We start from the raw sequence: 12,178 nt of genomic DNA on the forward strand, positions 1-12,178 counted from the left end.
TGACGGTCCTGCCAGATCAGCCAGACGACGCCACGGTCTAAGACAGAGCAACCATGCAATCCTTCCTCAACATCTTCGACATCTACCTGCTGGAAGCCGTCATCAACGGCATCCTGCTTGGCGGCGTGCTGGCGCTGTTGGCGCTCGGGCTCAATTTGATCTTCGGCGTCATCGACGTCACCTGGATCTGCTACGCCGAGCTGGTGATGATCGGCATGTACGGCATGTATTACCTCGTGCAGGTGTTCCATTTGCCGTATTGGGCCGCCGCGCCGCTCGTCATCCTCTTGGTGGCGCTGTTAGGGGCCGCGCTGCATTTCCTGGTGATCGCGCCGCTCTTGACCGCGCCGCCGATCAACCAGCTGCTCGCCACCGGCGGCGTGCTGTTCATCCTGCAGAGCTTCGCCACCGTCGCCTTCGGCATCGACTTCCGCAATCTCGGCATCCGCCTGCCGGTGCTGGCGCTCGGCGAGATGAATTTCAGTTACGCGCGGCTGCTGTCGTTTGCAGCGGCGCTGGTCGGCATGATCGGCGTCTATCTGTTCCTGACCCGGACCTTCACCGGCACCGCGATCCGCGCCATCGCGCAGGATCGCCAGATCATGCCGCTGATGGGCGTCGACCCCAAGCGGATCTATCTCGTCACCTCGGCGATCGGCGGCGGCCTTGCCGGGCTCGCCGCCTGCCTGCTGGTGCTGCAATATGACGTGCATCCGTTCGTCGGCCTGTCGTTCGGTCCGATCACGTTCCTGATCTGCGTGCTCGGCGGCCTCGGCAATTTCATCGGCGGCTTCATCGCCGCCTTCGTGTTCGCCGAGATCATCTCGCTCGGCGGCCTGTTCTCCGATCTCGAATGGGGCTACGTGCTGGCGTTCGCCTTCTTCATCGTGATGATGTTCATCCGGCCCGCGGGCCTGCTCGCGAGGCGCTCGTGAACAGCAAGCTCGCCGGCTGGATCATCGCGCTGCTTGCGCTGGTCGCGCTGCCGTTCCTGCATCGCGATCCCTATCATCTGCACGTGCTGGTGCTGATCCTGATCTGGTCGTTCGCCTACACCTCGTGGTCGATCATGGGCCGCTTCGGCCTGGTCTCGCTCGGCCATGGCGGCTTCATGGGCATCGGCGCCTATGTCACCGCGCTCTTGTGGAACCACCTCGGCGTGTCGCCCTGGATCGGCATTCCCCTGAGCATGGCGACCGCAGGCGTGCTCGCGCTGATCGTGGCCTATCCGTGCTTCCGCTTCCGCATCACCGGGCATTATTTCGTGCTGGTGACGCTGGCGCTGTCCGGCATCGTGCTGCAGGTCATCACCGCGACTCGCGACTATACCGGCGGTTCGCTCGGCTATACGCCGCAGCGCGCACCGAGCGGCAAGAGCCTGTTCGCGCTGCAATTCGACGACAAGACCACCTGGTACCTGATCGCGCTCGCGGTCTGGGTTTTGGGCCTCGTGATCTGGCGCGCGATCGACCGCAGCATGATCCGCCACGCCATGGAGGCGATCTCGGAGGACGAGGACGCCGCAGCCGCGGCCGGCGTCAACGTCACCGCCGAGAAGCTCAAGATCACCCTGATCAGCGCGCTGATGACCGCGCTCGCCGGCGCGCTGTACTGCCAGTACCAGATGTTCATCTCGCCCGACACGGTGAGCGGCATCGCGGTCTCGCTGCAGATGGTATTCGCGGCGATCGTCGGCGGGGTCTATGTCGCTTTGGGGCCGACGGTCGGCGCCGTCATCACCATCGTGCTGGCCGAGGTGCTGCGGATCTCGTTCGGCACCAAGGCGGTCGGCTGGGACAATCTGGTCTACGGCATCTTGCTGGTGCTGTTCATCATCTTCCTGCCCAAGGGCATTCTTGGTAGCGTGATCGACCGGACCAAATCGCCACGCAAGCCGTCGAGAGGCCATGAGCAACAAACCGTCCCCATCGCTCGCCGATGAACTGAAGCCCTACGTCGCGCCGTTCCGCTTCGATGGATCGGGCGAATTCCACCTGAAGTCGTATCCGACCGCCGAGAAGGGCGGCATCGACAAGGACGCCGGCGGCAAGATCATCGAAGCCAACCGCAAGCGGCTCAGCGACTACCAGGAGAGGCTCTACGCCCAGGACCGCTGGTCGCTGCTCCTGATCTTCCAGGGCATGGACGCCGCCGGCAAGGACTCGGCGATCAAGAGCGTGTTCGAGGGCGTCAATCCGCAGGGCTGCGAGGTCTCCTCGTTCAAGCAGCCCTCGACCAGGGAACTCGACCACGACTATATGTGGCGCGCGATGATCGCGCTGCCGGAGCGCGGCCGCATCGGCATCTTCAACCGCTCCTATTACGAGGAATGCCTGGTGGTGCGCGTGCATGCCGACGTGCTCGGCAAGCAGAAGATTCCGAAGAAGTTGGTGACCAAGAATATCTGGCGCCAGCGCTTCGAGGACATCTCCGCGATCGAGCGCTATCTGTCGCGCAACGGCACCGTGATCCTGAAGTTCTTCCTGCATGTCTCCAAGGAGGAGCAGCGCCAGCGCTTCCTCGACCGGCTCGAGGAGCCGGCCAAGAACTGGAAGTTCTCCATGGCCGACATTTCCGAGCGGCAGCTGTGGGCCAAATACCAGGCGGCCTATCAGGACATGATCCACCACACCGCGACCGCGGACGCGCCGTGGCACATCGTGCCCGCCGATCACAAATGGTTCGCCCGCGTCGTGATCGGCTCGACCATCGTCAATGCGCTCGACAAGCTCGATCTGAAATTCCCCGAGGTCGACAAGGCCGACCTGAGCGAATTCAAGCGCGTCCGCGCAGCGCTGGAGGCGGAAGGCAAGGGCACGGCGGAGAAGAAGGCGTCGAAGAAGTAGTAGCGACCATGGTCTGCCGCTCGCGCTTCAATACGTGAGGTGCGCACAGCTATCAGGCTCCCTCCCCCCTTGCGGGGCAGGGAACCCGGCCGCTCTGGGTGCGTCCCTTACGCGCTACCCCTTGCGCGACGGCATCCAGGCCGACAGCAGATAGAAGCCGATCGCGACGAGCAGGAGGTAGCGGAAGCCGAGCAAAGTCGAACACGACTCGGCGAGGCCGCCGATCACGGATCCCGCGATGTTGGATCCGAACGCCTGATCGGGATTGGCTTCGTCGCGGAAACTGCGGGCGAAGATCACGCCGGCGAAGAACATCGGGCCGAGCGCCAGCGCGCACGGGATCACGTAGCGCCAGACGATGCCGCCGCTGAGGAAGGTGTCGAGCGGCACCAGCACCGAGACGGCCAGCAGCAGCAACAGCCCGGCATAGTGCAGCGCCAGCCGGGTCGACGGCACCTTGATCACATAGAGATTGGCCGCGAGGATCAGCACGAGCGCGGTGAAGAACACCGCCGAGTTGACCAGCCATGTGCTGCCGAACAGCAGCGCCATCTGCACCACTGCCTTGGTTTCCAGCAGCATGAAGGCGGCACCGAGGAAGAACATCCGGCTGTTGGGCCGCCAGGCGCCCTTCGGCTTGAACAGATAGACGAGACCAAGCCCGAGCACGCCGAGCAGGATCATCGAGCGGATGGTCAGGTCGGGGATCAGCCGCCCGCTGACATAGAGGAACGGCCAGTCGTCGCTGGTCGATTGCTTGGCGCCCTCATTGTCGACCACGAGCTTTGCCGGCGCCAGCGGCACCCAGTCGCCATGCGTGGCGGCTGCCTTGTCCTTTGCCTTGTCCTGCGGCTTGTCGAAGCCGTCGATTGCCAGGTTCTCCGGTGGCACGCTGTTCAGCCAGAACGGGCCTCGGTCGCGGAACGCGGTGGAGATGCGCGGATTGCAGCCCGCGATGATGGTCGTGAAGCCGACCGCCTCCGACGAGGTCAGCGCTTCCTTGTAGGGCAGCGGCAGCACCAGCGGTTCGCAGCCGAACACCTGCTTGGCCATTGCGGCCACGCGTTGCACGATCCAGCCCTGACGATAGTAGTTGTACATCACGAAGATGCCGTCCTGCTTCAGCACGCGGCGGACGTCCTGGAATGCCTGCTCCGTGAACAAATAGCTTTCCAGGCGGATGTTGGCGTAGCCGCTGTGCAGGATCAGCGAGTCGACCAGCGCGTAGATGACGAGATCGTATTTGCGGTCGGTGGTGCGCAGGAAATGCCGGCCGTCGTCGAGATGCGGCACCACCCGCGGGTCCTGGTAGGGCTTGTCGGGATGGTTGTGGATGCCGATGTTCTGGATCACCGGATCGATCTCGACCGCGTCGATGCGCTCGACGCCGAAATGCAAGGCGTGCGCCAGGTCGTTGCCGGAGCCGGCGCCGATCACCATGACATCCTTGAACGGCGCGCCGCCGCTGTGCTTTTGCAGCAGGTGAATCAGCGAATAGGACGCGCCGCGTTCGGCGAACGGAATCATCTCCTGATGGCCGATGTTGTTGACGGTGATGATGTCGTTTGATTTGTTCCAGTCGACCGCATAGTACGGCGACCAGCGGAATTGATGGACGTCGGAATCGTCGACGCCGGTGTAAAGCCCGGTAAAGGCCAGCACGATGACGAGCGTCGCGAAACGCATGATCGACAGGCCCTTGTCCTGATAGAGCAGGTAGGCGATCCCGCCGAAGCTGACCAGGAACCAGACCACCGGCGGCGCCTGCGCGAACGACAGCAGCGAGAATCCGACGATGCCGGCGAGGCTGCCGCCGATATTCAGGGAGTAGCCGCCGACGCGGTCGGGATAGGCGTCAAAGGCGCGGCCCAGCGTCTGGCCGAGGCCGACGAACATCAGCGCGATCAGGACGAAGAACAGCCCGGCAATCGCCTCGATCGGCACGACGAATTGGGCAAGATCGGGCTTGCGCGCCTCGGTGCCGAAAAACACCTCCTGCGGCGAAGCCTGGTGACCGACATCGATCGCGAGCCCGCCCCAGTTGGAATACGTCACCATGATCAAGAAGACCGCGGCAAATGTCAGCAGCACGAGGCCCGGAAACAGCGCAAGCCAGTTGGTGCTGCGACGCGCGGCAAGGCAGCCGCAGGACATGCCGAGAAAGGACGCGAGCAGGACGACGTTGGTGAAGAACTGAAGGAAAACGACCTTGGCCGAAAACCAGCGGATGCAGGCCAGTTCGAGGAACAGGATCAGGAATCCGACGAGGAAGAGATTGAAGCCGGCTTGTCGCTGATTGAGCCCTTCGGCCATTTTCGTCGCAGGCATGATCCCCATATCTCCTTAACCATCATCGCTGAAGCGACGGCAGACTAGATTCAACCTGTTGAGCAAAGATTGATTTGTCCGGGCGCACGCGCCTTGGTTGTCGGTGGCGGCGGCACGAATGGGGCCATGGTGTATGACAGGTTTCGCTGCACGCGTGCCACGCAGCTTTGTCCGGTATCGACGGCCGATGGGGAGCCACCGGGTTAGGTGAGGAGAGCACCCCTCGGCGGCTCCCTAACCCTGCCCCGCAACGGGGGAAGGAACCCTTTCGTCGTGCGCCCCTCACGAGAGTGCTGGCGCGGGCGCGCCAGAGTCTTGGTGTTTGCCTTGGCGTCAGTCTTGGCGTTAGTCTTGGCGTTGCGCGGCAGCCTTTACGCCACAGCTTCTCCGAACACCATCTGCCAGCCCTTGCGGGTATCCATGTATTCCCGCACCTGCTTGATGCGGCCGTCCTGGACCACGAACACCAAGCAGTAGTCGTTATCGTAGGCGCGGCCGCCCGGCAGCGTCGCGCGCATGCGCTCCTCGACGATCACGCTGTTGCCGTCGGCGTGAACCGCGCGGAAGGTGATGTCGATCTCGGAGAACAGGCGGTGCATCTCGGTCGAGATGAAGCGGGCGATCGCATCCGCGCCAACCATGTGATCGGTATGATCGAGCGCGACCGCGGTGGCGTTGCGCCCCGGTGCGATCCATTCGGCGTCCGGCGCGAACAATGCGGCGATCTGGCCGGGGTCGCGGGTCCTGAAGGTCTGCCAGGCGTTGAGGACGATGTCCTTTGCAGTCGGGCTGGTCATTGCGATGTCTCCGGGGGATGGATGCAGGGTTGATCGATCGGCTCGATCTAGGTCAGCGCGGCGCGACGTGCTGGCCGGAATCGGACCTCATCACCGCCGGCCACTTTTCCTCATCGTATGATGCGCTAGTGTCCGGTCATGCTCAGCTTCGAGGTCTGCAACGCGGCGCGGCTGCGGCGCGACGCGCGCTATGACGGTCGCTTCTTCACCGCGGTGAAGACCACGCGGATCTATTGCCGCCCGGTCTGTCCGGTGAAGCATCCGCTGCCGCGCAACGTCACCTACTACCCGACCGCCGCCGCGGCCGAGGCGGCGGGCTATCGGCCATGCCTGCGCTGCCGTCCCGAAACCGCGCCATTCTGCCCGGCCTGGAACGGCACCCGTTCCACGGTTGCGCGCGCGCTGAAACTGATCGACGGCGGCGCGCTCGAGCGCGGTTCGGTCGCCGCATTGGCCGACCGGCTCGGCATCACCGCGCGCCATCTGGCGCGGCTGTTCGCGCGCCATGTCGGCGCCAGCCCGCAGCAGGTCGCGGCCACCCGCCGGGTGCAGCGCGCCAAGCGCCTGATCGATACCACCGACGAGGCGATGACCGAGATCGCCTTCCGCGCCGGCTTCGGCAGCGTCCGCCGTTTCAACGCCGCCTTCGCGACTCTCTATGGCCGCTCGCCGTCGAGCCTGCGCGCGAGCTCGCGCGGACGCAGGTGAGGGGGAGCAGTCGTAAGCCGCGTCGTCACTCGCGTAAGGTGAGCACGCCACTCAGGGGGAGGGAACCCATCTGCCGGTGCGTCCGTCACGCGCAGCGACGTCCAATCACCTCCGCCGGCTGCATATAGGTCAACCCCGCTGTCCCTCTTTACCCATTGCGGCGGCTTGCCATAATCGTCTAGAACGGCGGCGCTCAAGCGCTCCCGGCAACCAACCGTCAATGGTTTTGGCCGAGGATTTTGGCGCTCAACAGGGTCCGGCAATGCTGATTCGCGGCCAAATTGATGGGATTTCGAGGGAGGTGGCCAAGGCTACCGCCACGATCCCGGCCGGAACGCCCACCCTGCTTATTGGCGGCCTGCTTCTTACCTGCCCCTGAGGGCCGGCTGGGCGTCTGCGCCTGGGCACTCAGGGGTTTGTACGAGATCACCGGACCCTGATCATCGCCCAACCAATCGCTCGAAGCAGCAAATGACGGGCGCAAAAGCTCAAAGGAATTTCTGACATGGCCACCGCTGATAAGTCCGAGAAGGACCGCGTCATCATTTTCGACACCACCTTGCGCGACGGCGAGCAGTGCCCCGGCGCCACCATGACCTTCGAGGAGAAGCTCGAGGTCGCCGAGCTCCTGGATGATATGGGTGTCGACGTCATCGAGGCCGGCTTCCCGATCACCTCGGAAGGCGACTTCCAGGCGGTCAGCGAGATCGCCCGCCGCTCCAAGAACTCGGTGATCGCGGGCCTGTCCCGCGCCCATCCGGCCGACATCGATCGTTGCGCCGAAGCCGTCAAGTTCGCCCGCCGCGGCCGCGTCCACACCGTGATCGCGACCTCGCCGCTGCACATGCGGGTGAAGTTGAACAAGACCCCGGAGGAGGTCATCGAGACCTCGGTCGCGATGGTCGCCCGCGCCCGCAACCAGATCGACGACGTCGAATGGTCGGCCGAGGACGGCACCCGCAGCGAGATGGACTATCTGTGCCGGATCGTCGAAGCCGTCATCAAGGCCGGCGCCACCACGGTGAACATCCCTGACACGGTCGGCTACACCGTGCCGGAGGAATACACCCACTTCATGCGGACCCTGATCGAGCGGGTGCCGAACTCCGACAAGGCGATCTTCTCGGTGCACTGCCACAACGACCTCGGCATGGCGGTCGCCAACTCGCTGGCCGGCATCGTCGGCGGCGCGCGCCAGGTCGAGTGCACCGTCAACGGCATCGGCGAGCGCGCCGGCAATGCCGCGCTGGAAGAGATCGTGATGGCGATCAATGTGCGCAACGACAAGTTTCCGTACTGGAACAAGATCGACACCACGCAGCTGACCCGCGCCTCGAAGGTGGTGTCGGCCGCCACCTCGTTCCCGGTGCAGTACAACAAGGCGATCGTCGGCCGCAATGCGTTCGCCCATGAGAGCGGCATCCATCAGGACGGCGTGCTGAAGGACGCCTCGACCTACGAGATCATGCGGCCCGAGATGGTCGGGTTGAAGCAGTCGTCGCTGGTGCTCGGCAAGCATTCCGGCCGCCATGCCTTCATCCACAAGCTGGAGGAGATGGGCTACAAGCTCGGCGCCAACCAGCTGGAGGATGCCTTCACGCGGATGAAGGCGCTGGCCGACCGCAAGAAGGACATCTACGACGAGGACATCGAGGCGCTGGTCGATCAGGAGATGGCGGCCGCGCACGACCGCATCAAGCTGGCCTCGCTGACCGTGATCGCCGGCACCCATGGCCCGCAGCGCGCGACCATGAAGCTCGACGTCGATGGCCAGATCAAGATCGAGGAAGCCGAGGGCAACGGTCCGGTCGACGCCGTGTTCAACTGCATCAAGCGCCTGGTGCCGCACGAGGCCAAGCTCGAACTGTACCAGGTCCACGCGGTGACCGAAGGCACCGACGCGCAGGCCGAGGTCTCGGTGCGTCTCGCCCATGAAGGCCGTTCGATGACCGCGCGCGCCGCCGATCCGGACACGCTGGTCGCCTCCGCCAAGGCCTATCTCGGCGCCCTGAACAAGATCGTGATGAAGCGCCAGCGCGACGACGTCCCGGCCAAGGCCGCGGGCTGACGGTTCGCTGGATCACGCATTCGGAAACGCGGCGCCCCGGCGCCGCGTTTTTGTTTGAGGGCGTGCATCTTTCGAACCCGTCATCCTGAGGAGCGCGCAGCGCGTCTCGAAGGATGCACGGCCCAGCTCGTGGCCGTCGATGCTTCGAGACGGCCGCTTCGCGGCCTCCTCAGCATGACGGTGATAGATGGAGCGCGCTGATCGGGATTCCGTCATCCTGAGGAGCCGCGAAGCGGCGTCTCGAAGGATGCACGGCCGCGCTGCTTCAGTGCGTGACGGTCGCCTCGCGGACAGAACCGGGCCGTCGCCCTTCGAGGCTCGCTCCGCTCGCACCTCCAGCGACAAAGGCGACGCCTTTGCGCGGGGGTGACGGTGAGGGATTGTGTGCTGGCTATCGCTGCCGTCATTGCGAGTGGAGCGAAGCAATCCATCTCTCCGATCGCCGAGGCGCCGATGGCTTCGTCGCTTCGCTCATACCTCACAACGATGGCCATGGGGCAGGTCGGTTTGCAATAAAATCCGGTCTTATGCGTCATCGTTGGAATCCTATCCCAACAATTCCTCCGATCCCGCACTGCTTTGGAATCTTCCGCGGCATCCCCGGCGCTAACCTGCGCTGATCCCCGGGGACACCGCCCATGCCGATCTCCTCCGTCGCCGTCGACCTTCCACGCCCCGCCACGCCGGCTGAGACCGCGCTCACCCGCCGCGTCGACCTTACGACGCTTCGCCTGTTCGTCGCGGTCTGCGACGAGCAGAACCTGACCCGCGCGGCGCTGCGCCAGGGCATCGCGGCCTCTGCCGTCTCGAAGCGGATGAACGATTTCGAGCTGGCATTCGGCGTCACGCTGTTCAAGCGGCTCGCCAAGGGCATGGCGCTGACGCCGGCCGGCGAGGCGCTGCTGCATCACGCCCGGGTCACGCTGCTCAATGTCGAGAAGATCGCGGTCGAGCTGTCGGAATATTCGCAAGGCGTGCGCGGCCATGTCCGCATGCTCGCCAATCTTTCGGCGATCGTGCAGTATTTGCCCGAGGATCTCTCGGCTTTCTTCGCAGCGCATGAATTGCTGCGCGTCGATCTGCAGGAGCGGCCGAGCGGGCAGGTGGTGCGCGGCATCGAGGAGGGCGCGGCCGAACTCGGCATCTGCTCGGCCGAGGCCGACAGCCGCGCGCTCGAGGTTTTCCACTATCGCTACGACAATCTGGTGGTCGTGATGCGTCCGGACCACCCGCTGGCAGGCCGCGACACATTGCTGTTCACCGAGACGCTCGATTTCGACCAGATCGGCCTGCACACCGCCAGCTCGATCTATCTGCGCTCGCAATATGCAGCGACGCAGGCCGGCAAGACCATGCGGTTGCGCATCAATGTGCCCGGCTTCGATGCGGTCTGCCGCATGGTGCAGGCCAATATGGGGCTCGGCCTGATCCCCGATCGTGCCTTCCAGGTCATCGGCGCCGGCATGGGCCTTCGCGCGATCCCGCTGCGCGACGACTGGGGTCGGCGCGAGCTGAAGATCGTGGTCCGCGATGCCGCGCATCTGTCCGCAACCAGCCGTCTGATGCTGGACTATCTGCGCACGATCGAAACGGATCGGGGCGAGCGCCTTGGCGGGCGAGCCAGCTAGCACTTGCTCTCCTGCAAGCCCGCGCGCGGCAAGATTTCCACAACGTGAACACGTGTGCGGCGATCTGTCACAAGGTGTTGCGATCGGCCCCGTATGACGAACCCATTCCGATTTTCAAGAATGGGGGGCTCATGTTCAAATCGATCGCCACGTCGCAAACCACCCACCGCGTCATTGTCCGGCGCCTGATCGCCGGGACGGCGCTCTCACCGCTGCTGTTTGCGGTCCATCCGGCGCTCGCGCAGACCGTCGGCAATCCGCATGAATTGCTGGTCAGCACCGCGGTCTATGCCGGCAAGCCGTCGACCGTCGTCGTGGGCCAAACCCTGCCGACCGGCGCGAAGGCGGTGGCCGACGGCGGCTATCCGGAGGTCTTCAACAACGTGTCCGTCGATTCGAACTTCGGCGTGACGGCGCCGGTGGTGATCAAGAAATTCCATCTGGAAGGCCACAGGCTTCGCGAAATCGGTGCGCTGAGCGTTCCGGCGGATGTGGCGGTGACGAGCTTCAGCTCGAAGTCGGAATTGTCGCTGCATTTGTCGCCCGACGGCAAGGCCGTGACGTTCATGGGCTATGACGCCGCGGTGAATCAGCTCGACATCTCCAACTCCAATTCGCCGAACCATGTCGATCCCACCAATCCGGACACCGGCGTGCATGCCCGCGTGGTGGCGGAGCTCGATTTCGACGGCTCGCTGCACCGGACCAAGGTGAACGTCTACAGCGGCGACAATGGCCGCGGCGCGATCCGCGCCAACAAGGTCAATGGCACCCAGGCCGACCAGTACTTCACGGTCGGCAATGCCGGCAACGGCAGCGGCATCCAGCCGGTGCTCGTCGTCAACGATACCGGCGTGCAGCTCGCGACGCCCGGTGTCGATGGGTCCGACACCGTGGTTGGCGTGCAGCAGGGAACGCCCGGCAGCAAGAACGGCTTCCAGTTCGGCTTCTCGGTTGCCCAGCTCGGCTTTGCGGTCGACAAATCCGGCAAGGACAACAATTTCCGCAGCCTCGCGATCTCCGGCAACACGCTCTACGTGACCAAGGGCAGCGGCAGCAACGGTATCAACACGGTCTATCAGGTCGGCCAGGCCGGCGTGCTGCCGACCCGCGATACCGCCGCGTCAACCACGTTCAGCATTCTTCCGGGCTTCCCGAACAATCCCGCGGCGAACTCCGGCGCCAACGGCTTCTATCCGTTCGGCATCTGGTTCGCCAATGCGACGACGCTCTATGTCGCCCAGGAAGGCGACGGCGTTCTGGCGGACGCGGCCACGTCGACGACCGCGGGCTTGCAGAAATGGGTCTATGCCAATGGCAGCTGGAGCCTCGCCTACACGCTGCAGAGGGGCTTGAGCCTCGGTGCGACCTATCACGTGAACGGATATCCGACCGATCCGGCGACCGGCGGCCTGCGCAACATCACCGGCCGCCTCAATCGCGACGGCACCGCGACGATCTTCGCGGTGACGTCGACGGTGGGCACTTCGGTCGAGCCCGGCGCCGATCCGAATTCGGTGGTCGCGATCACCGACAAGGTCGCGGCAACGCAGCTTCCCGCGTATGAAGCCTTCGACGTCGTCGCGGCGCCCGCATTCGGAATGGTCTACCGCGGCGTCTCGTTCGCGCCGGTCAATTGCGATGGCGACCACGGCCACATCAAGGACAATGGCCGTGGCCACGACAACGACCACGACGCGGACGACGTCTGCGGCCCGACCAGGATCGCCGCGGGGCATTGATTGACCGTGGAGCCCAGATCGGCTGCTCCGCTTGGACTTCGCCTGGATTAGTCTCGGCGCG

The 12,178-nt window shown here is 64.5% G+C and carries 9 protein-coding genes; 7 read left to right on the forward strand and 2 right to left on the reverse strand.

What is annotated here, in order from left to right:
- Positions 1-53 precede the first annotated feature (53 nt).
- Genes ACVW17_RS19980 through ACVW17_RS19990 form a run of 3 tightly spaced genes read left to right on the forward strand, consistent with a single transcriptional unit; the run spans position 54 to position 2,846 of the window.
- Entirely contained in the window at positions 54-935 is an 882-nt protein-coding gene (locus tag ACVW17_RS19980) for a branched-chain amino acid ABC transporter permease (protein WP_456753464.1), read from the forward strand.
- The gene (locus ACVW17_RS19985; RefSeq protein WP_456753465.1) at positions 932-1,942 is read left to right on the forward strand and encodes a branched-chain amino acid ABC transporter permease; all 1,011 of its coding nucleotides are present in this window, start codon (positions 932-934) and stop codon (positions 1,940-1,942) included. Before ACVW17_RS19980 ends, ACVW17_RS19985 begins: the two co-directional genes overlap by 4 nt.
- A complete protein-coding gene (locus tag ACVW17_RS19990) occupies positions 1,908-2,846 on the forward strand; it encodes a polyphosphate kinase 2 family protein (protein ID WP_456753466.1) in 939 nt (312 codons plus the stop codon). Before ACVW17_RS19985 ends, ACVW17_RS19990 begins: the two co-directional genes overlap by 35 nt.
- Positions 2,847-2,960: 114 nt before the next feature.
- Here the strand turns inward: ACVW17_RS19990 and ACVW17_RS19995 are convergent, their stop codons facing one another.
- The gene (locus ACVW17_RS19995; protein ID WP_456753467.1) at positions 2,961-5,174 is read right to left on the reverse strand and encodes a spermidine synthase; all 2,214 of its coding nucleotides are present in this window, start codon (positions 5,172-5,174) and stop codon (positions 2,961-2,963) included.
- A 371-nt stretch (positions 5,175-5,545) separates the two neighbouring features.
- Complete coding sequence (locus ACVW17_RS20000) at positions 5,546-5,971, reverse strand: nuclear transport factor 2 family protein (protein WP_456753468.1); 426 nt, start codon at positions 5,969-5,971, stop codon at positions 5,546-5,548.
- 138 nt (positions 5,972-6,109) lie between these two features.
- On the opposite strand from ACVW17_RS20000, the gene ACVW17_RS20005 reads away from it, so the two are divergent.
- The 4 genes from ACVW17_RS20005 (at position 6,110) to ACVW17_RS20020 (ending at position 12,117) form a co-directional block, all read left to right on the forward strand.
- Complete coding sequence (locus tag ACVW17_RS20005; protein ID WP_456753469.1) at positions 6,110-6,679, forward strand: bifunctional transcriptional activator/DNA repair enzyme AdaA; 570 nt, start codon at positions 6,110-6,112, stop codon at positions 6,677-6,679.
- 505 nt (positions 6,680-7,184) lie between these two features.
- Complete coding sequence (locus ACVW17_RS20010; protein ID WP_456753470.1) at positions 7,185-8,747, forward strand: 2-isopropylmalate synthase; 1,563 nt, start codon at positions 7,185-7,187, stop codon at positions 8,745-8,747.
- 638 nt (positions 8,748-9,385) lie between these two features.
- Positions 9,386-10,375 (forward strand): LysR substrate-binding domain-containing protein, encoded by a 990-nt coding sequence (locus ACVW17_RS20015; RefSeq protein ID WP_456753471.1) that lies wholly within the window; start codon positions 9,386-9,388, stop codon positions 10,373-10,375.
- A gap of 131 nt (positions 10,376-10,506) precedes the next feature.
- Entirely contained in the window at positions 10,507-12,117 is a 1,611-nt protein-coding gene (locus ACVW17_RS20020) for a hypothetical protein (protein ID WP_456753472.1), read from the forward strand.
- Positions 12,118-12,178: the final 61 nt, after the last annotated feature.

The organism is Bradyrhizobium sp. USDA 4473 (assembly GCF_054063335.1).

Excerpts from the sequence above, each read along its gene's own strand:
- ACVW17_RS19995 (WP_456753467.1), bottom strand. The coding sequence starts at position 5,174 with ATGCCTGCGACGAAAATGGCCGAAGGGCTCAATCAGCGACAAGCCGGC.
- ACVW17_RS20015 (WP_456753471.1), top strand. The coding sequence starts at position 9,386 with ATGCCGATCTCCTCCGTCGCCGTCGACCTTCCACGCCCCGCCACGCCG.
- ACVW17_RS20005 (WP_456753469.1), top strand. The coding sequence starts at position 6,110 with ATGCTCAGCTTCGAGGTCTGCAACGCGGCGCGGCTGCGGCGCGACGCG.
- ACVW17_RS19990 (WP_456753466.1), top strand. The coding sequence starts at position 1,908 with ATGAGCAACAAACCGTCCCCATCGCTCGCCGATGAACTGAAGCCCTAC.
- ACVW17_RS20010 (WP_456753470.1), top strand. The coding sequence starts at position 7,185 with ATGGCCACCGCTGATAAGTCCGAGAAGGACCGCGTCATCATTTTCGAC.
- ACVW17_RS19980 (WP_456753464.1), top strand. The coding sequence starts at position 54 with ATGCAATCCTTCCTCAACATCTTCGACATCTACCTGCTGGAAGCCGTC.
- ACVW17_RS20000 (WP_456753468.1), bottom strand. The coding sequence starts at position 5,971 with ATGACCAGCCCGACTGCAAAGGACATCGTCCTCAACGCCTGGCAGACC.
- ACVW17_RS20020 (WP_456753472.1), top strand. The coding sequence starts at position 10,507 with ATGTTCAAATCGATCGCCACGTCGCAAACCACCCACCGCGTCATTGTC.